The organism is Tamlana sp. I1 (assembly GCF_015355625.1).
In the GTDB taxonomy this organism is placed as follows: Bacteria; Bacteroidota; Bacteroidia; order Flavobacteriales; family Flavobacteriaceae; genus Pseudotamlana.
In genome coordinates this window covers 182,720-202,446 of sequence record NZ_JACLAF010000008.1, presented here as the reverse complement: position 1 = coordinate 202,446, position 19,727 = coordinate 182,720, and the positions used below count along the sequence as shown (strand labels likewise).

Annotated in this window: 17 protein-coding genes; 9 read left to right on the top strand and 8 right to left on the bottom strand. The window is 35.2% G+C overall.

From position 1 onward, the window contains the following. Window positions 1-243 precede the first annotated feature (243 nt). The 4 genes from H6X70_RS09175 (at window position 244) to H6X70_RS09160 (ending at window position 4,213) form a co-directional block, all read left to right on the top strand. Window positions 244-1,155 (top strand): sterol desaturase family protein, encoded by a 912-nt coding sequence (locus H6X70_RS09175; RefSeq protein WP_194767377.1) that lies wholly within the window; start codon window positions 244-246, stop codon window positions 1,153-1,155. Then, entirely contained in the window at window positions 1,155-1,886 is a 732-nt protein-coding gene (locus H6X70_RS09170; protein ID WP_194767376.1) for a DUF547 domain-containing protein, read from the top strand. The genes H6X70_RS09175 and H6X70_RS09170 overlap by 1 nt, the downstream gene beginning before the upstream one ends. Window positions 1,887-1,904: 18 nt before the next feature. Further along, window positions 1,905-2,624 carry a TIGR04283 family arsenosugar biosynthesis glycosyltransferase gene (locus H6X70_RS09165; RefSeq protein WP_194767375.1) on the top strand — a complete coding sequence of 240 codons (720 nt, stop codon included), beginning with the start codon at window positions 1,905-1,907 and terminating at the stop codon, window positions 2,622-2,624. A gap of 74 nt (window positions 2,625-2,698) precedes the next feature. Further along, window positions 2,699-4,213, top strand: a complete 1,515-nt coding sequence (locus H6X70_RS09160) for a carboxypeptidase-like regulatory domain-containing protein (RefSeq protein ID WP_194767374.1) — start codon at window positions 2,699-2,701, stop codon at window positions 4,211-4,213. A gap of 2 nt (window positions 4,214-4,215) precedes the next feature. Here H6X70_RS09160 and H6X70_RS09155 read toward each other — a convergent pair whose 3' ends face one another. Continuing rightward, a complete protein-coding gene (locus tag H6X70_RS09155; RefSeq protein WP_194767373.1) occupies window positions 4,216-4,950 on the bottom strand; it encodes a metallophosphoesterase family protein in 735 nt (244 codons plus the stop codon). Window positions 4,951-5,380: 430 nt separating this feature from the next. Here H6X70_RS09155 and H6X70_RS09150 point away from each other — a divergent pair, with 430 nt between their 5' ends. The 5 genes from H6X70_RS09150 to H6X70_RS09130 all read left to right on the top strand — a co-directional run bounded on the left by H6X70_RS09150 (window position 5,381) and on the right by H6X70_RS09130 (window position 12,635). Continuing rightward, window positions 5,381-6,688 (top strand): NAD(P)/FAD-dependent oxidoreductase, encoded by a 1,308-nt coding sequence (locus tag H6X70_RS09150; RefSeq protein WP_194767372.1) that lies wholly within the window; start codon window positions 5,381-5,383, stop codon window positions 6,686-6,688. 12 nt (window positions 6,689-6,700) lie between these two features. Further along, on the top strand, window positions 6,701-8,302 hold the full coding sequence (locus H6X70_RS09145) for a 4Fe-4S binding protein (RefSeq protein WP_194767371.1): 1,602 nt from the start codon (window positions 6,701-6,703) through the stop codon (window positions 8,300-8,302). A 399-nt stretch (window positions 8,303-8,701) separates the two neighbouring features. Further along, a complete protein-coding gene (locus tag H6X70_RS09140; protein ID WP_194767370.1) occupies window positions 8,702-9,394 on the top strand; it encodes a glycosyltransferase family 2 protein in 693 nt (230 codons plus the stop codon). Further along, complete coding sequence (locus H6X70_RS09135) at window positions 9,391-10,884, top strand: cellulose synthase family protein (RefSeq protein WP_194767369.1); 1,494 nt, start codon at window positions 9,391-9,393, stop codon at window positions 10,882-10,884. The genes H6X70_RS09140 and H6X70_RS09135 overlap by 4 nt, the downstream gene beginning before the upstream one ends. Window positions 10,885-11,147: 263 nt before the next feature. Beyond that, on the top strand, window positions 11,148-12,635 hold the full coding sequence (locus H6X70_RS09130) for a mannosyltransferase (protein WP_194767368.1): 1,488 nt from the start codon (window positions 11,148-11,150) through the stop codon (window positions 12,633-12,635). Between the two features lie 23 nt (window positions 12,636-12,658). Here the strand turns inward: H6X70_RS09130 and H6X70_RS09125 are convergent, their stop codons facing one another. Genes H6X70_RS09125 through H6X70_RS09095 form a run of 7 tightly spaced genes read right to left on the bottom strand, consistent with a single transcriptional unit; the run spans window position 12,659 to window position 18,880 of the window. Then, complete coding sequence (locus H6X70_RS09125; protein ID WP_194767367.1) at window positions 12,659-13,438, bottom strand: RMD1 family protein; 780 nt, start codon at window positions 13,436-13,438, stop codon at window positions 12,659-12,661. Between the two features lie 19 nt (window positions 13,439-13,457). Continuing rightward, window positions 13,458-13,679: a hypothetical protein gene (locus H6X70_RS09120; protein WP_194767366.1), complete on the bottom strand. Its 222-nt coding sequence runs from the start codon at window positions 13,677-13,679 to the stop codon at window positions 13,458-13,460. A 14-nt stretch (window positions 13,680-13,693) separates the two neighbouring features. After that, entirely contained in the window at window positions 13,694-14,017 is a 324-nt protein-coding gene (locus H6X70_RS09115) for a hypothetical protein (RefSeq protein WP_194767365.1), read from the bottom strand. A gap of 44 nt (window positions 14,018-14,061) precedes the next feature. Then, window positions 14,062-15,588 (bottom strand): bifunctional GNAT family N-acetyltransferase/carbon-nitrogen hydrolase family protein, encoded by a 1,527-nt coding sequence (locus H6X70_RS09110; RefSeq protein ID WP_194767364.1) that lies wholly within the window; start codon window positions 15,586-15,588, stop codon window positions 14,062-14,064. A 2-nt stretch (window positions 15,589-15,590) separates the two neighbouring features. Further along, window positions 15,591-16,565, bottom strand: a complete 975-nt coding sequence (locus H6X70_RS09105) for a deoxyhypusine synthase family protein (RefSeq protein ID WP_194767363.1) — start codon at window positions 16,563-16,565, stop codon at window positions 15,591-15,593. Beyond that, the gene (speB, locus tag H6X70_RS09100; protein WP_194767362.1) at window positions 16,555-17,493 is read right to left on the bottom strand and encodes an agmatinase; all 939 of its coding nucleotides are present in this window, start codon (window positions 17,491-17,493) and stop codon (window positions 16,555-16,557) included. Before speB ends, H6X70_RS09105 begins: the two co-directional genes overlap by 11 nt. Beyond that, entirely contained in the window at window positions 17,483-18,880 is a 1,398-nt protein-coding gene (locus H6X70_RS09095) for an arginine decarboxylase (RefSeq protein ID WP_194767361.1), read from the bottom strand. The genes speB and H6X70_RS09095 overlap by 11 nt, the downstream gene beginning before the upstream one ends. Between the last annotated feature and the right edge of the window lie 847 nt (window positions 18,881-19,727).

Genomic DNA, 19,727 nt, shown 5'->3' with positions numbered 1-19,727 from the left:
AAATAGATTAATTACATTTAGTTTGTTCTAGAAAACATTAATAAAACTAGCTCCTCCCTTCGTTTTGAAGGGAGGAAAATTTCGATTTCATCGAAATTAGGAGGGTTAAAAACTATAAAAAAATAAGAGTTTTCAACTTACGTCAATAGTGTTTCTATAACCTGAAGGGGCTAAAAACCAAGCAAAACCAATTAAGATAGAAACTAATCATTAAAAAAGATTCCCGCCTTCGCGGGAACTGGAATGGAAAAATACATTAACATCATAAAAAATGCTTATTCTGGCTACTGGAACTACCTAAAACACGAAGTGTTTTTCCCCAGCCAATGGGACAATTATTTTTATGGTTTAATTATAATTTCATTAATTGTTTGGGGACTTGAAATTTTATTTCCTTGGCGGAAAAACCAATCGGTTTTTAGGAAAGATTTTTGGTTGGATACGTTTTACATGTTCTTTAATTTCTTTCTATTGAACCTTATTATTTTAATCGCCTTATCAAATACAGCCGCCGAAATTTTTAACGACCTCCTTAAAACCGTAGGATTATCGTTATCAAATTTGCAATTATTCGATGCTAACCAATTACCAACTTGGTTAGGTTTATTAATATTCTTTCTGGTTTCAGATTTTATTCAATGGAACACTCACCGTTTACTGCATCGAGTGCCTTGGCTTTGGAATTTCCATAAAGTACACCACTCGGTTAAAGAAATGGGCTTTGCCGCACATTTACGCTACCATTGGATGGAACCCGTAGTTTACAAAGCATTACTTTATATTCCGCTTGCCATTATTGGGAATTACAACTCGGAGCAAGTGGCTTTCGTTTACTTTTTCAGCATTATTATTGGGCATTTAAATCATGCCAATTTAGGTTGGGATTATGGGGATTTAAAATACATTTTAAACAACCCAAAAATGCACATTTGGCACCATTCAAAAGCGCTTCCTAAGCATCTTAATTATGGAATGAATTACGGACTAACGCTTAGCATTTGGGATTATATTTTTAAAACCAATTACATTCCGCATAACGGAAAAGACATTGAACTAGGTTTTGAAGATGATGAAACCTTCCCCAAAGATTTTATCCATCAGGAATTATATACAGGTTGTTCTGAGAAGAAAAATTATAAAAACACTGTATCCTAATGAAGCCTCTAACCTTTCTTTTTATATTCTTCATAGCGCTTTCTTTCGGAAATGCTAAAAACACAGACACTATTCAGTCTACTAGCAAAACATTCAACCATGAACTATGGACCAAATTATTACAGGCTCATGTATCGGAAACAGGGCGTGTAGATTACGAAGGCTTTAAAGAAAACAGAAACCAATTATTAGATTACATTCAGCAATTAAGCGAAAATACACCAACCGAATCTTGGTCTAAACCTGCTATTTTAGCCTATTGGATTAATGCCTATAACGCCTTAACCATCGATTTAATTCTTCAGTATTATCCTGTAAAAAGTATAAAAGACATTCATAAACCATGGGATAAACGTTTATGGAAACTTGGTGAAAAACAATACAGCCTTAACGAGATTGAACATGATATTTTAAGAAACATGAACGAATCGAGAATCCATTTCTCTATTGTTTGCGCCTCTGTTTCTTGTCCGAAATTACAAAACAAAGCCTATACGCCAGAAGATTTAGAACGGCAATTAACACAAGTAGCCAAAGAATTTTTAAAAGATTCTTCAAAAAACGAGCTTTCAGAAAACAGCATCAAATTATCAAAAATATTCCGATGGTTTGCTGATGATTTTCAGAAAAATGGTACACTAATCGAATTCTTAAATCTTTATGCACCGATACATATTTCCGCGAAAGCGAAAAAAAGTTTTAAAGATTACAACTGGAATTTAAACAACTAAAACTGTTTATTAAATAGCATGAATACCCAAATCTCTATTATTATACCGGTTTTAAATGAGGAAGCGCATATAGGGGCGTTATTAGAGCATTTAGCAGCTAGTGCGCTACACAAAAACGCCTGCGAAATTATAGTGGTTGATGGTGGTAGCAACGACAAAACGAGGGAAGTTGTTAAAACCTTTTCCAGTTTTGAAAAAGCTAAAATTTCACTTCTTGAATCTGAAAAAGGCAGAGCCAAACAAATGAATTTTGGCGCTAAAAACGCATCAAACAGCATTTTATATTTTTTACACGCCGATTCTTTTCCACCCAATCATTTTGATGAATGTATTATTAATGAAGTAAAAAAAGGCCATAAAGCAGGCTGTTTTAGAATGCAATTCGACAGCAAACATTGGTGGTTGCAATTAGCCGGTTGGTTAACAAAATTTAATTGGAGAGCCTGCCGAGGTGGCGACCAAAGTTTGTTTATTAGCAAAGATTTGTTTGATGCGATTGGTGGTTTTGATGAAAATTACAAGATTTATGAAGACCACATTATGATAAACGCCCTCTACAAAAAAAATGAATTTGTGGTGATTCATAAAACGCTTAAAACCTCGGCAAGAATGTACCAAAAGCACGGGGTTTGGAAGCTTCAGTATTTTTATTGGAGCATTTACATAAAACGTTGGTTTGGCGCAAATGCTCAAGATTTACACGAGTATTATCAAAAATATGTAAATGTTAAAATGTAATAAATTAGCCTTAATAAAAAATTAAATGTTACAAATGTGCTTGATATTCGTTATACATTTATAAAAACATTTTCATGAAACACCTTTATATTCTATTTTTTATTGGTCCATTTTTTATACAAGCCCAAGAAGCGATACAAGCTAAAATATTAGATTCGGTTTCAAAAAACCCCATTCCTTACGCGACGATTTCTATAAACGAAAACTCTGGAGTTATTAGTAATGAAAACGGCGATTTTTTATTGTATTTAAACGACAAATCTTCAAAAACCGATTCCTTAAAAATTAGATCCCTTGGTTATGAAACGAAACAATATTTGATTAAAAATTTTAAGGATTCCATCATTCTTTTAAGGGAAAAATCTATAGAACTTGAAGAGGTTTTGGTGTCTAATAAAAATTATTCCGCTGAAGAAATTGTTGAAAAAATAAACGAAAATCTAGAACAAAATTACAACCACGATCCTATTAAAAGCAGGCTTTTTTATCGCGCTTCCTTTTTTAATCAACTCTTAAAAAATGAAGTTAAAATTAAAAAAACAACCATTCCGGAACTTAATCAACAATTTGTAGATAGCATTTTAACAGACATGCCTAAAAATGCCGATGATTACACTGAAATTTTAGCCGATATTTATGGTAAAGCAGGAGTTAAAAGCGACCAGAAATTAGACATTATTAAAGCCTCCCATTTATACGATAAAAGTAAAGAAGTGACTTTTGAAGCTTACGAAGAAAAGTTTAATAACATTATTAAAAAACATGTAAAACGCGACTCGTATTTTAAAATAAAATCTGGCTTTTTTGGAACCAAAGGCGATATGGACACCACCTTTTTTGATGGGGTAGACAAAGACGAAGTTACCAAAACAGACGCCATGCTAGAAGCAGAAAAGAAAAAAGAAAAAGAGCGTAAGGAAAACTTTTTAAAACATAGAAAATCTGCTATATCCAGCCTCCAACACGAAAGTTTTATTTTTGAAGACAGCGAATTTAATTTTCTTAGCAAATCCAACCGTTACGAATTTAAGCTAGAAGATTACAGCTTTTTAAACGACAATTTTGTTTACAAAATAAGTTTTAAACCCAAACGTAGCGAAGATTATAAAGGGATTATTTATGTAAGCATTGACGATTTTGCTATTGTTCGATTGGATTATGAAAACGTAAAACCACTAAAGAAATTTAGTTTATTCGGCATTTCATACAAGCATTATCTTAAAAAGGGCACCATCATTTACGCCAAAAATAATGAAGGTACATACGATTTAAAATACGCCGATAAAGAAAACGGTACTACTTTCGGGATTAAGCGTCCGTTAAAAATCATTGAAAAGAATAAAAACACAAAAGGCCGAAGAAAACAAAATGAGTTGTCTTCCGATGTGCATTTTGAAGTCGCAAATACTGAAAAAAGCGAGTTAATTATTTTTAAAAATGATGCTCTTACAACTGCAGAATTTGAAGCCTTTACCGAAAAACCAAAGGTAAAACCTGTGTACTTACCTGCCTACGATCCCGAATTCTGGAAAGGCTATAATGTTATTGAGCCTAACCAAGCGATTAAGGATTTTAAGAGTATAGAGTAAAGTTAACCTTTATTCCTACCTGTTTCATCGGGGTACAAATCTGGAAGATTATCACTTTGATAAACCACTTTGGTATCAACATTTATGGCAGACACCTTTCCTTTAAAAGCAGCGCCTGTATCGATATTCCAAACATTCATGGCATGCATAGGCACTTCTACCCCAAAATTTGTGGTTGGCGTATGCCCGATATAGACCTCCTTATATAATTTTAATCGCTTCGGAAAAATACTTTCATCTTCGCCAATATCGGTTTTCATGGTTAAAACCATTTCCCATAGGGTACGATCCAGATAAAAATATTCGGGGTTTACTTCAAACTCGACACCTTTTACCGATGTAAATCCAGCATGAAGAAACAATCGGTTTTCATCATCTAAATGATACAAAGGCATGTTTTCAAAGAAGTTTAAGTGAATCTGTTTCTCTTCATCTGAAAACACTTCGTAGCTTTCCATGGTTTCTTTACCGCCGTGCATGTACCAAACCGGATTCACCTCTCCAGAACGCAACCATGCTTCAGTCCATACATCATGATTTCCTTTAATGCAAACACATTCTATTTTTTGAGAAAGTTCAATTAACAATTGAACAACCTGAGCTGCTTCGCTCCATCCATCTACATAATCACCTACAAAAATAAGTTTATCTTCATCTTTAACCTCAACTTTGTTTAACACTTGCGTTAAGGCTCTTAATCCGCCGTGAATATCTCCAATAGCAATGGTACGCTTCATTTAAATCTGTTTTTGGCAAAACTAAAGGTTTCTATTTAAATTTCTAAATAGAAGGGTTAACTAAATGTTATTTATGTTTTTTGAAGATGGTTTGCTTAGAATTCATGAAATAATGGATGCATATACTGAGTAAACACCCCTATAATCCCCTCTAGGATATATTTCTATCCAAGAATGTTTAGAAAATGCCATATTATTTTATACAACTATTATTACTATTTCTTTACGTTGAATAACAGTGTGCGCCATCTCTTGTAAACTATCGAGATAAGAACATTTTATATCGAAAATACATCAAAAACAAATAGTCATAGTTCACCTAAAATCTACTTCCTTATAAAACCACATCAATTTAAATCTGTTCTAAATTAAAGAGTTCATATAAGTTATTACCTTTAACTTCGACCGAACAAAGCACAATCTAAACCACATGGAAGAACATATTGTAATTATAGGAAATGGTATTTCGGGCGTTACTGCTGCCCGTCATATTCGAAAATTATCCGATAAAAAAATCACAATAATTTCTGCTGAAACCGATTATTTTTTCTCAAGAACCGCACTCATGTATGTGTATATGGGGCACATGACTTTTGAACACACACAACCTTATGAAAATTGGTTTTGGAAGAAAAACAAAATCAACTTAAAAAAGGGCTATGTAAAACATGTTGAAACGAATAAAAAAACCTTAGTTTTTGAAAATGGCGAAACCCTAGTTTACGATAAACTCATTATAGCCACCGGCAGCAAGCCCAATAAATTTGGGTGGCCAGGACAAGATTTAGAAGGCGTTATGGGTTTGTATTCCAAGCAGGATTTAGAGTCTTTAGAACAACACGCACCAAACCATGAAGTTTGCAAACGTGCTGTTATTGTTGGTGGAGGTTTAATAGGTATAGAACTTGCCGAAATGCTAAATTCCCGAAATATCCCCGTTACCTTTTTAGTGCGTGAAACCAGTTTTTGGAATGGTATTTTGCCTGAGGGCGAAAGTGAAATGATTAACAGTCATATTAAAAATCATCATATTGATTTACGATTGAACACGAATTTAAAAGAAATTATTTCAGATGAAAACGGCAAGGTAAAATCGGTTATAATTGAAGAAACTGGCGAAGAAATTCCATGTCAAGTCGTAGGCCTTACAGCAGGCGTTTCACCCAATATCGATTTTATAAAAAATTCGAACATTGAAACCAACAAAGGCATTAAAGTGAATCGTTTTTTAGAAACCAATATTCCTGATATTTTTGCTATTGGAGATTGCGCAGAACAGCACGAAGCCATAGACCAACGCCCTCCCATTGAAGCGGTTTGGTACACAGGACGTATGATGGGAGAAACGCTAGCCCAAACCATTTGCGGTAATAAAACAGCCTACAAACCGGGACATTGGTTTAATTCGGCGAAATTTTTAGATATTGAATACCAAACTTACGGTTGGGTTCATGGCTTAAAAGGCAAACCTGATTACGAAAAGCATTTCCATTGGAAACATGAGGACGACACTAAATGCATCACTATTGCCTTTAACAAAAACACCAATGTTTTTTTAGGGATAAACACTTTCGGAATTCGTATGCGCCATGACACTTTTGATAAATGGCTTACTGAAAAACGCGATGTTGATTATGTTATAAATCATTTAACTGAAGCCAATTTCGACCCTGAATTTTATCGTCATTATGAAACCGAGATACTTGCCGCTTATAAAAACCAATTTCAAACCGTATAATTAAAATATAGCATGAACGACAAACAAAATTACAGTATGTCTTTAGCAAAACCTGAAGCGAACCAGTTGTCTGCCAAACAAAAAGCAGCAGTTTTTATTGGTGTTTTAGGGCTCTTTATTTTTGCGTTGGCAATATTTAATGTCGATTTCCCAAATAAAACTATGTTCTTAACTTTGTCGGTAGCACTCATTTCGGCAGGTGTTATACTGTTTGCAAACAGTTTGTATTTATCAAAATTAGAGGGCATAAAAAATGATGGCGTTTGGTTTAAATCCATAGCTTCTCGCGGTGTTTTGGCTTGGACTATCGGACTCTTTCTTACTGGCTTTTATATTGTTTTGTACTTCTTTCCGCGGTATTTGGGTTTAGGAAGCAAAGGCGCAGAAAACAACGGACTCATTGCACTTTTCGACCCATTAAGTTTTCTTTTAAGCGGAAGACCCGCAAGCCAATGGTTTGTTTACGGTACACTTTATACCCTTGCCATTTTAATTTTTGGCTATAAATTTATTTTGAAATACCGCCACAACCGTTACCAACAATTAAGGACTTTTTCTGTGATGTTTTTCCAATTGGGATTTGCTTTTTTAATCCCCGAATTTATGGCGCGATTAAACGAAAGTCCTGATTATAATTTACCATATTATGATATAAAAAGTATGTGGCCCCTAAATTATTATTTGTTTGATGGTTGGTCTATAAATGGTTTTCTCTCGTCAGGAACCTTGGGTTTCACACTTTTAATCTTTGGCATTCTATCCATATTTGTAATTTCACCATTTTTAACCTATAAATACGGTAAACGCTGGTACTGCTCTTGGGTTTGTGGCTGTGGCGCTTTAGCTGAAACCGCAGGAGATTCATTTAGACAGTTAAGTTCTAAAAAATTATCGGCTTGGAAACTAGAACGCTGGTTAGTACATACGGTTTTAGTTTTTTCTGTAATTATGACCGCCGCAGTTGTTTACACCTATTTGGGCAGCGATCCCAATAAATTCTGGTTAACACGAAACAGCTTTCTTTTAGGTGTTGGTGTTTTTCTAACCCTTATTTTCACTTTAGTATTTGTTTTTAAACGTCAAGAATTAGGCAAAGACGCCAAATACGGAGCTATTGGCTTTTTTGTAATTATTGCGGCTTTATTTGCTATGCATTACACAGGAACTAGCGATAAACTATTTTTAGTAAAATCGAGCAGCCTACGTTCTGCCTATGGTCTATACATTGGTTCTATATTTTCGGGGGTTGTTGGCACAGGCTTCTACCCTATTTTAGGAAATCGTGTGTGGTGCCGTTTTGGTTGCCCAATGGCCGCTGTTTTAGGATTTCAGCAACGTCTATTCTCTAAATTTCGAATTACAACCAACGGCGGGCAATGTATTTCCTGCGGAAATTGCTCTACCTACTGCGAAATGGGTATTGATGTTCGTGCTTATGCTCAAAAGGGAGAAAACATTGTACGTTCTAGCTGTGTGGGCTGCGGTATTTGCGCCGCTGTTTGCCCAAGAGGGGTTTTAAAACTAGAAAACGACAGCATGGAAGGACGTATCAATCCAAATGAAATTCTTTTAGGAAACGATGTGGACTTAATGGATTTAGTGAATAAGAAATAGTCCTTTTGGAAAGACTTAGAAGACCAGCATTCTTTATTTTGTATAGCACTAAATTAGTTAAACGCCTAAAAAACACCCCTATAATCCCCTCCAGGGGATAATTATTACCATTAATACTTTTAGAAATAATTAAAATAGGCTGCAATAAATAATGTACTAATTATGAAGCTTCTTGGCTAGAAATTTCTCATTGAGGGATTATAAGTCTGTCCGTAAAGTTTGATTAGTTACGGAGTAACAAGTCACCGATATAAAATCCGCTTAAAACACGCTTTTAAAAAAACATAAACCTGAAAATTAAAAAGCAAACAGAGCTTCAAAAACATAAAATACGCTGAAAACTAAAAGAATAAACTACCTTTGCAGTGAATTTAACCAAAAACGAACCCAAAACTTACAATGGCTATAATAAAAGTCATTATTCCTGCATATAACGAAGCCGATTCCATTGGCCTTGTTATTCATGCCATTCCAAATGTGGTTAACGAAGTTATCGTAGTTAGCAACAATTCTACAGACGATACTGAAATCAACGCAAAAAAAGCTGGTGCAACGGTTTTAACCGAACCCAATAAAGGCTACGGATTTGCCTGTTTAAAAGGCATGCAACACATTGCAAACCAAAGCCAAAAACCAGATATTGTCGTTTTTCTTGATGGCGATTACAGCGATTACCCCGAAGAATTAACTAAAATCGTAGCGCCTATTATAAAAGATGATATCGATTTTGTGGTTGGTGCTCGTGTAAAAGAACTTCGCGAAGAAGGTTCGATGACCATGCCTCAAATTTTTGGAAATTGGCTGGCAACCTCACTAATGACGCTGTTTTTCAAATCGACATTCACAGACCTTGGTCCCTTTAGAGCCATAAAATACGCCAAATTACTAGCGCTTAATATGGAAGATAAAACTTATGGCTGGACGGTAGAAATGCAACTTAAAGCCTTAAAAAGCGGATTTTCATACAAAGAAATTCCTGTAAAATATCGCAATAGAATTGGCGTTTCAAAAGTGTCTGGTACAATAAAAGGTGCTATATTTGCAGGCGCAAAAATTCTGGGTTGGATTTTTAAATACAGCATAAAAAAATGATTCTAGAAACCACAATAATAGTTATTTACAGTATTTCGCTTTTGCTTATTTTCATGTATGCTTTAGCGCAACTTAACTTACTTTTTAATTATTTATCTTCAAAAAAGAAGGATGATGTTTCGCCGCAATTGGATTTATCAAATCCAGACGAAGTCCCTTTTATAACCATACAGCTTCCTGTGTACAACGAAATGTATGTTATGGAACGCTTATTGGATAATATTGTTGAACTTGAATACCCTAAAAACAAACTTGAAATTCAGGTTTTAGACGATTCAACCGATGAGACTGTAGAAACCACAAAAGCACAAATTGAAAAACTTCAAGCTTCTACGGGAATCGACATTATTCACATTACAAGAACCGACCGTAAAGGCTTTAAAGCAGGCGCTTTAAAAGCAGGTTTAGAAATTGCAAAAGGGGAAATTATCGCTATTTTCGACTCCGATTTCTTACCTCAAAAAGACTGGTTAAAACGCACCGTTCCGTTTTTTAAAGACGAAGCCATTGGCGTGGTGCAAACCCGTTGGGGCCATATTAATAGAAATTATTCCATTCTTACTAAAATTCAAGCCTTTGCGCTTGATGCCCATTTTACTTTAGAGCAAGTAGGAAGAAACAGCAAAGGCCATTTTATCAATTTTAATGGTACTGCAGGCTTATGGCGCAAAACCTGTATTATGGATGCAGGAAACTGGGAAGGCGACACCCTTACCGAAGATTTAGATTTAAGCTACCGTGCCCAATTAAAAAACTGGAAATTCAAATATTTAGAAGATGTTGAAACTCCTGCCGAACTTCCTATCGTTATTAGTGCTGCACGTTCACAGCAATTTCGTTGGAATAAAGGTGGTGCAGAAAATTTCAGAAAAATGCTTGGTCCTGTTGTTAAAAACGCTAACATATCACCAAAAACAAAAGTACACGGCTTACTGCATTTACTTAACAGTACCATGTTTTTAAACGTGCTTATAGTGGGTATTTTAAGTATTCCAATGCTGTATATAAAAAACGAATACGCGCATTTAAGACCCTACTTTTACATCATGAGTTTCTTCGTGATGAGCACCGTGATCTTTTTTATCTGCTATTGGTTTATGTATAAAAACATTTACGGCAGCGGATTTAAAAACTTCATGCGATATATTGGTATGTTTTTTGTGTTTTTCTCAATAGCCATGGGCTTTTCACTACACAACTCTATTGCGGTTTTAGAAGGACATTTGGGCAAAAAATCTGAATTTGTACGCACACCAAAATTCAATTTAAGCAAATACAAAGACAATTTTAAGAACAATAAATACATGAAGAAAAACCTATCTATAAATGTTATTTTTGAAGGTTTATTAATGCTGTATTTTGGCTTCGGAATGTATAGCGCATTTGTTGTTGGAAATCAAGGTGGCGATTTCGGATTATTCCCTTTCCATCTTATGCTTTTCACTGGTTTTGGCTATGTGTTTTTTAAATCGTTAGCATCTAAAGTTTAATATTTTGGGCGTTACCCGTCCTTCAACTGTGTTTAGGATTTTGGGTCGCGCTTTCCACTATATCTTTTTAAAAGTCTTGGTTACAAATACATCATCCAGGCAAACTGAACGTTTTTAGTTTTCCAGCCATCTTTTTTAACAGCCTCTTTTAAAAAGGATGCCGCTTCAATCGCTAACGCAGTTTTTCGGTCCAATACGAATAATCAACTTGATTTCAAATCAACCCCTCTAATTACGCATGATAAATAATATTATATTTACACATGCTTTTAAACCCCGCCCTTTTTAAACAGAACAAAACCGCTTTACTATTAATGGTTTCTTGTCTGTTATTTTATTGGGTCTTTGCTTATAATTTGGTACGAACCGATTATATAAAACTGATTTCGCTCTATTCAGCACTATTCTTTTTCTTTTATAAATTGGTTCAAATTTTAAAAACCAATATAAAAGCTTTAAGCTATTTAGCCTTTGGTTTTCGAGCGGTTTTCATTTTAGCCATTCCCAATTTATCACAAGATTTTTACCGTTTTATTTGGGACGGGCGCATTATTTTAGAAGGTTTTAACCCCTATTTAAACACAGTAGAATCATTTATTAGTCAGAATCAATTTCCTGTCGCTCAAGCCCAAGAACTTCGTGCAGGCATGGGAACCTTAAACGCCAGTCACTTCACCAATTATCCTTCAATAAACCAGTTATGTTTTGCTATTGCAGCACTTTTTGCAAGTAAAAGTATTTTAGGTTCGGTTCTAGTGATGCGCTTACTTATTATTGCTGCGGATTTTGGTACCCTCCACTTCGGAAAAAAACTTCTTCAGCAATTAAAACTCCCTGAATACCACATTTTTTGGTATGTTTTAAATCCGTTTATCATTATCGAACTTACTGGAAATTTACATTTTGAAGGGGTTATGATTTTCTTCCTGATTTGGAGTTTGTACTTATTAAATCAAGGCAAATGGCAATGGGCAGCCGTGGTTTTTGCCTTGTCGATTTCGGTAAAACTGATGCCTTTAATTTTTCTGCCTTTGTTTTTTCAGTGGTTTGTGAAACGAAATGAAATGTCGAAAGAAAATGATAATGTGATACTGAAACAAGTTCAGCATGACCTATCGTATAACAATGAGATTGCCACGTCGCACACGCCTCGTAATGACAAATTAAAAGGGCTATCAAAATTAGTTGGGTTTTATACCATTATTGGTATTTGTACACTTGTATTGTTTGCACCTTTTTATAGTTCGGAATTTGTAAACAATTACTCGAAAACCGTGGCATTATGGTTTCAGAACTTTGAATTTAATGCTAGTATTTACTATATCGCTAGAGCAATTGGCTATTCCTTTCGGGGGTATAATGAAATTGCTGTTATAGGAAAAGGCATTGCCATTACCGTGTTTTTATTTGTGTTGATGCTGAGCTTTTTCAGAAAAAACAAAAGTACCGTTCAGCTCATAACGGCCATGTTAATGGTGTTATCTTTTTACTATTTTACAGCAACCACCGTGCATCCGTGGTATGTGGCAACACTTTTAATTTTGTCTGTTTTTACGAAATATAAATTCCCCCTGGTTTGGAGTTTTATGATTATTCTGAGTTATTTAGCCTATTTAAACCCAAACCAGGCCAATAAGTCTGAGAATTTGTGGATTATTGCTTTGGAGTACACCGTGGTTTACGGCGTTTTTATTTGGGAAGTTTTCATAAAAAAAGCTTCCAAAAAAGGAAGCCCAATACAAGTTTTATAAACGTTTTTTAAAATCTTTTCAAACTAAGAAAACAGCTTTACAATAAACATATCAATCACTTCAATAACAATAAGAATGATAATAATCCATTCTAAACGACTGCTTTCTTTATGATCCATGATGTCTTTAAAAAGCTCTAAATTCTCTTTAATAATTTCAATGCGATCATGAATTAAACGGTAGCGGTCTTTTAAATCGAAGGTGCGTTTTAGGTCTTGATTTAGTCGATTTAACTGTTCGTTTTCCCAAGTTATTTCAGGGGAATCGAAAATGTATAAATTTTCAGAAATCTTGTTTTTTATGTTTAAAACCCTTCCAATAAAACGCTTCAACTTATTCCCAGAAATATCCAACTTCCCCTTTTGTTCTAAAAACGAAGTGTGTTTATGGGTTTCAACTAATAATTCCTCAGTAATTTCAGAAAAACGACTTAAAGCAACCGACTGGGAAGTATTCAGCATAACCAAACGAATCATTTCTTCGTCAATTTCGGGTAAAATCACATGATCAAACTGCACTTTTAGGGTGTTTGGTTTGATGATGATTTCAACAGTTTCGGAAAGTTGTTCGGAAAAATAATGATCGCAAACGGGCTTAATTCTACTTAAAGCTGTTTCAATTTCGATGGCCGTCATGTTAAAAAAACTAACCATGCCATACTGAAAAATGTAAATGAATTTTTGATCTGAGCATTTATAATAAAGCTCATCGCTATCTTGAAACAAGAGCTGCCACGGCAACTCTTGTTTACTAGTTTTTATGTTGATAGCACTAGCCACTTGATAAGCAACTACGGAGTACATTCTATATTATAACCTAAGGTTAAAGGGATTTTAAACTCTCTACACGATAAATAACATCGTCACCATCTTCATCTTCAACAAAAGTGATTCTGAAATCTTTATCGATAAGGGTTTTATCGTTTTTTAAATCGAATTGTTTCAATACACGAGGGTGCACTTCTTCAAATGCAAGCTCCTCTCCATTTTCAAACCAAAACGTGTAGTAACCGTTTTTGTAAGATTTAAAAGCGGCAGTTCTCATAGTAATAAAGTAAATTAATCGTTATCGTCGTCTTCGTCTTCTGCAAGATCTGGTTCTTGCACAGCATCTGGATCATTGCTATCAAAATCTTCGTAATCATCCTCATCATAATTCTCCATAGTTAAAGCTAATTTGGTACTAACTTTTACTAAATATTTAGTATCATGAGTCGTTACCTCTACCGCCTCGATGATTTCATTATGCTGATTTCTAAAAGAAATAATTTGATCGTCATCATAACCATCAGGATATTTTTCAACTAAAAGAGATAGAATCTCAGGCGTTAATTTTTTGAAATCTACGATAACCCGTTTTAAATTATCATTTCTATTTTTCATTTTTTTAGGGTAAATTGTTACAAGTTAAATATACTTATTTATGATTATTTTACACGAATTACATCGTAAAAATCTTTTCGTCTATCCTTTAAATTTTTAACTGCTCCAAAGGAATGCAGTTCTCTTAATAAACTTAAATCGACATCGGCAACTAAAATCATTTCTGTATTGGTCGTGGCTTCCGCCTTAATACCGTTACTAGGAAATGAAAAATCGCAAGGTGTAAATACGGCCGATTGCGCATATTGAATATCCATATTATTCACATTTGGTAAATTACCAACGCTTCCCGAAATCGCCACATAACATTCGTTTTCAATGGCGCGAGCTTGCGCGCATAAACGCACACGAGAATAGCCATTTTGGGTATCGGTTAAAAAGGGGATAAATAAAATATCCATGCCTTCGTCGGCTAACAAACGTGACAATTCTGGAAATTCCGAATCGTAACAAATTAAGATGCCAATTTTACCACAATCGGTTTCAAAAGTTTGCAGTTTGTTACCACGTTGCATCCCCCAAACTTTAGCTTCGTCTGGCGTTACATGTATTTTCTCGTAACGTTCTACACTACCATCTCGTCTGCACAAATACCCCACATTATATAACTTATCGTCTACCAATTCGGGCATAGACCCTGAAATGATATTGATGTTATAAGAAATGGACAACTGTTTAAGCTGATTTACAATGGTTTCGGTAAATTTGGCCAGCTCTCTAATGGCATCGGGTTCATGCATATGGTTAAACGCAGCCATTAAAGGCGCATTAAAAAACTCGGGAAGCACGGCAAAATCCGATCGATAAGCAGCAACGCTATCAATAAAATATTCCACTTGCTCCATTAAGTCTTCCAATCCTTTATACGGACGCATTTGCCACTGGATTAAACCTAATCGCACAACGGTTTTAACAGTACTCGCTTTCTTGTTAGGTTTGGTATATGAAATATTATCCCATTCCATTAAAACAGCGTACTCGTTCGATGCCGTATCGCCTTCTAAATAGTTTTTTAAAACACGAACCGGATGAAAATCGTTAGAAATTTGAAAATTTAAAACAGGATCATGAATTTCTTTACGTTTTACTTTTTCAATATATTCTTTAGGTGTTAAATCTTTATGCTTATGGTAATTTGGCATTCTACCACCAAAAACAATACTTTTTAAGTTTAAATTTTCACAAACTTCCTTTCTATAATCATACAAACGGCGTCCTAAGCGTAAACCTCTGTATTCCGGCTTTATAAAAACGTCGATGCCGTATAAAACATCGCCGTCGGCATTATGATTTTTAAAGGATTCGCCACCAATAATATCTTCATAAGTATGCTCGTCATCAATACTATCGTAATCTACGATTAACGATAATGCGCAGCCGGCAATATCACCATCAATTTTAATAACCACCTGTCCCTCTGGGAACATGGTGGTTAAATCTTGTATGTGATGTTTTTTCCAATATGAATTAAGCACACCAGCATACGACTCTAAAGTCGCTGCTTTTAATTCCTCAAAGTCATCAACAGTTAGGTACTTAAGTTCTATATTTTCAATTTTTTTTGAGTCCATCGCTATTGCCCTAAAAGGTAGGCGAAAATTAACGGTGCAACGATAGTCGCATCACTTTCTATGATGAATTTTGGTGTGTTAATATCCAATTTTCCCCATGTGATTTTTTCGTTTGGCACCGCTCCAGAATACGACCCGTAACTGGTTGTAGAATCGCTTATTTGGCAAAAATAGCTCCAGAATGGTGTATCGGTGCGCTCCATATCTTGATATAGCATTGGCACTACACAAATTGGGAAATCGCCAGCAATACCACCGCCAATTTGGAAGAAACCAATACCATTTTCAGAATTATCGGTGTACCAATCGGCTAAAAAGGTCATGTATTCAATTCCAGATTTCATGGTGCTTGCTTTCAACTCGCCTTTTAAAACGTAGCTTGCAAAAATATTCCCCATAGTACTGTCTTCCCATCCTGGGCAAACAATTGGCAAGTTTTTTTCCGCGGCAGCGTACATCCAAGAATCTTTTAAATCGATTTCGTAGTATTGTTCTAAAACGCCAGACAATAACATTTTGTACATGAATTCATGTGGTAAATAGCGTTCGCCTTTCGCTTCAGCTTCTTTCCAAATTTCAACAATATGACTTTGCAAACGTCTAAACGCTTCATGTTCTGGGATACAGGTATCGGTTACACGATTTAGGCCTTTTTCTAACAAATCCCACTCTTCTTGAGGGGTTAAATCGCGGTAGTTTGGCACACGTTTATAGTGTGAGTGTGCTACCAAATTCATGATATCCTCTTCAAGGTTTGCCCCTGTACAAGAAATAATTTGCACTTTATCTTGACGAATCATTTCGGCAAAACTTTTACCTAATTCGGCGGTACTCATCGCACCCGCAAGCGACACTAACATTTTAGCTCCAGATTCTAACTGTGCCTCGTAACCCTTTGCAGCGTCTACTAAGGCAGCAGCATTAAAATGTAAATAATGTTTTTCTATAAATTGCGAAATTGGTCCTTTAGTACTCATCGTCTTCAGTAAATTTTGATGCGTTATTTTTTTGTTTTGAATTATCGAAGGCATTATCGTAATCGTCATCTATGGCTTCGTCCATAAATTTATAACTTAACATTTTATAATACAATTTTGCTGCTAGGAAATCTGATGACTTCTCCTTTTTATTCGGACACAGTTCAACAATATCAAAGCCTACTACATTTTTCTCGGCAAACACTTGTTTTAAGAAATCTAAAGTTTCGTACCACAGTAAACCGCCTGGTTCTGGGGTGCCTGTGCTTGGCATAATCGATGGGTCGAAGGCATCTAAATCGAAGGTGATAAATACATTATCGGTCATTTGATCGATAGCCGAATCCATCCACGTATCATCAACAGCCATTTCATGAGCGAAATAGGTTTTCTCTTCATCCATAACGGTTTTTTCCATCACGTCCATCGAACGGATTCCCACCTGAATTAAATTCGTGGTTTGGCTCGCTTCGTAAACCGCACAAGCATGATTGCAAGTTGTGCCATCGTATTCCTTACGTAAATCGGCATGGGCATCAATATGCAACACCGTTAAACTTGGGTACATCTCGTTAAAAGCACGAATGGTACCAATAGAAATTGAGTGCTCGCCACCAAAAATGGTAACAAATTTATTTTTCTTAATGTATTTTTTAGTTGCTTGATGTACCGCTTCAACCATGGCTTCTGGCGAGCTGTTTTCGGTTACCGCATTTGCTAAAAACACACCTTGCTGATACACTTCTGTACCCGTTTCAATGTCGTAAAGCTCCATGTTTTCCGAAGCATTTAAAAACGCATCAGGGCCTTTATCGGCACCTTTTTGCCAAGTACTTGTACCATCATAAGGCACGGGAATTAAAACGATTTTTGCGGTTTCTAATTTCCCAAATTCTTCTGGAATTCCAGCGTAGGTCTTATTGCTCATAACCTAAAATTTTAAGTAAGTCTTCACTTTTTTGTTGTTCACTAAATAATGTTGTTGTTAAATTTCCATCGGCATCTTTGTTAATTAAAACATGCTTTGGCGACGGAATTAAGCAGTGCTGCAAACCACCAAAACCACCAATGGTTTCCTGGTAAGCGCCTGTATTAAAAAAGCCAATATATAAGGGTTTATCTTTATTGTATTTTGGCATATAAATCGCGTTCATGTGCTGCTCGCTATTGTAATAATCGTCACTATCGCAGGTTAAACCACCTAATAACACACGCTCGTAACTTTCTTGCCAGCGGTTTAATGGCAGTAAAATAAAACGTTTATTTATAGCCCAAGTATCTGGCAATGTGGTGATAAACGATGAGTTTATCATATTCCATTTCTCACGATCGTTTTGTTGTTTTTGGTAAAGCACTTCGTAAATCGCGCCGCCACTTTCGCCAACGGTAAAACTTCCAAATTCGGTAAAAATATTTGGCACTTCTACCCCTTCAGCATCACAGGTTAATTTAATTTGATTTACAATTTCATCAACCATATATTCATAATCAAAATCGAAACCTAAAGACGCCTTTATCGGGAAACCACCTCCAATATTCAAACTATTTAAAGTCGGACAAATCTTTTTCAGGCTTGTGTATACCTTCAAACATTTGTGTAATTCGTTCCAATAATACGCGTTATCTCGAATGCCTGTATTAATAAAAAAGTGTAGCATTTTAAGCTCAACTTTATCATTATTAGCGATTTGATTTTTGTAAAAAGGCACAATATTCTTATAACCAATACCTAATCTAGAGGTATAAAACTCGAACTTAGGCTCCTCTTCCGAAGCAATTCGAATCCCCACATTAAATTTGCCTGTAATCTCTTGCGAAAGCAAATCAATTTCCTCGTAATTATCAATAATCGGAATCGCATTTTTGTGGCCGTTATTAATTAATCGTGCAATATTTGTAATGTATTGTGCGCGCTTAAAACCGTTGCTAATTACAAAGGTTTCATCGGTAATTTTACCTTCGGCTTTAAGGTTTTCAATAATATCAATATCAAACGCCGAAGAGGTTTCAATATGAATATCATTCTTCAAAGCCTCGTCTAAAACATGCTTAAAATGCGAGCTTTTTGTACAATAGCAATAATTGTATTTGCCTTTGTAATCGTACTTTTCAATCGCATTAGCAAACCAACTTTTCGCCTTATTAATATTGTTAGAAATTTGCGGTAAGTAGGTGAATTTTAAAGGTGCGCCGTACTGTTTTGTAAGTTGCATGAGGTCAATATCATGAAAATGCAATTCGCCTTTATCAACTTTAAATTCCTCTTGCGGGAAATCAAAAGTTTGATTAATTAAATCAATATATTTAGTATTCAATGTACTGTTTTTAAAAAAGTTAAAGATGTAAATAGTAGATTAACTACGTGTTAAGATAATAAAAAATAAATGGAATCAAACTTGAATTTCGCGTTCGGTAGTGGGCACAAAGCCGTATTTATGCTGGATCGCATATATGGGTGATACGGAAGTTAGCTTTAAAATTCGGTCGCTTAATCGGTAAGCTGCTTTTGAATATGACTTCCTAATTTTCAAAAGCCCGAACATAGAAACAGTGTTCAATTTGTTCAGCTAAATAGAGTGCAAATGAAAAACAAAAAATTGAATTACAAACTTTTTTTTAGTTTTTTTTTGAAAACTTTATGAATGCCTTTTTCAAAGCTATATTTTGGGGGTTACCCAAGGGTCGGGCTATTCGTTGCAATCTTTTTTTGTTATGCCTCTAGGTTTTCGTATGTAAACTAAACCCTAGTTAACACAATGGTCTTTTAATTTATTCAGCAAAAAAAGGATTTCCACTGCTATCCCTAACCCGGAGATTGGAGTTTGGTTTTTGGTTTTTGGTTTTTCCAAAAGACCCTTCAGGTTTCAAAACCTGAAGGGTCTGAATCCTTTTATTTACAATCTTGAAAATCAACAAAAATTTCATCACCACGATGTTCGAGCGAAGCCTAGAACCGCTAAATTTTAAATATAATCTCCTTCTCGACGCCTCTCCTTAAGCCATAAACGACATGCTAAAAGAAGCTTTCTGAGGGTGCCTTGGATCGGGATTCTAAAGCATGATACGGCATTAAAGACAAAAATAGTACCAGTATTTTCTGTTTTTTTTTGCCAAAAACCGTATTGTACGACTATTCTTTGTTAATCCTTTCTTTTTAATCTA

Excerpts from the sequence above, each read along its gene's own strand:
- H6X70_RS09175 (WP_194767377.1), top strand. The coding sequence starts at position 244 with ATGGAAAAATACATTAACATCATAAAAAATGCTTATTCTGGCTACTGG.
- H6X70_RS09170 (WP_194767376.1), top strand. The coding sequence starts at position 1,155 with ATGAAGCCTCTAACCTTTCTTTTTATATTCTTCATAGCGCTTTCTTTC.
- H6X70_RS09165 (WP_194767375.1), top strand. The coding sequence starts at position 1,905 with ATGAATACCCAAATCTCTATTATTATACCGGTTTTAAATGAGGAAGCG.
- H6X70_RS09160 (WP_194767374.1), top strand. The coding sequence starts at position 2,699 with ATGAAACACCTTTATATTCTATTTTTTATTGGTCCATTTTTTATACAA.
- H6X70_RS09155 (WP_194767373.1), bottom strand. The coding sequence starts at position 4,950 with ATGAAGCGTACCATTGCTATTGGAGATATTCACGGCGGATTAAGAGCC.
- H6X70_RS09150 (WP_194767372.1), top strand. The coding sequence starts at position 5,381 with ATGGAAGAACATATTGTAATTATAGGAAATGGTATTTCGGGCGTTACT.
- H6X70_RS09145 (WP_194767371.1), top strand. The coding sequence starts at position 6,701 with ATGAACGACAAACAAAATTACAGTATGTCTTTAGCAAAACCTGAAGCG.
- H6X70_RS09140 (WP_194767370.1), top strand. The coding sequence starts at position 8,702 with ATGGCTATAATAAAAGTCATTATTCCTGCATATAACGAAGCCGATTCC.
- H6X70_RS09135 (WP_194767369.1), top strand. The coding sequence starts at position 9,391 with ATGATTCTAGAAACCACAATAATAGTTATTTACAGTATTTCGCTTTTG.
- H6X70_RS09130 (WP_194767368.1), top strand. The coding sequence starts at position 11,148 with ATGCTTTTAAACCCCGCCCTTTTTAAACAGAACAAAACCGCTTTACTA.
- H6X70_RS09125 (WP_194767367.1), bottom strand. The coding sequence starts at position 13,438 with ATGTACTCCGTAGTTGCTTATCAAGTGGCTAGTGCTATCAACATAAAA.
- H6X70_RS09120 (WP_194767366.1), bottom strand. The coding sequence starts at position 13,679 with ATGAGAACTGCCGCTTTTAAATCTTACAAAAACGGTTACTACACGTTT.
- H6X70_RS09115 (WP_194767365.1), bottom strand. The coding sequence starts at position 14,017 with ATGAAAAATAGAAATGATAATTTAAAACGGGTTATCGTAGATTTCAAA.
- H6X70_RS09110 (WP_194767364.1), bottom strand. The coding sequence starts at position 15,588 with ATGGACTCAAAAAAAATTGAAAATATAGAACTTAAGTACCTAACTGTT.
- H6X70_RS09105 (WP_194767363.1), bottom strand. The coding sequence starts at position 16,565 with ATGAGTACTAAAGGACCAATTTCGCAATTTATAGAAAAACATTATTTA.
- speB (WP_194767362.1), bottom strand. The coding sequence starts at position 17,493 with ATGAGCAATAAGACCTACGCTGGAATTCCAGAAGAATTTGGGAAATTA.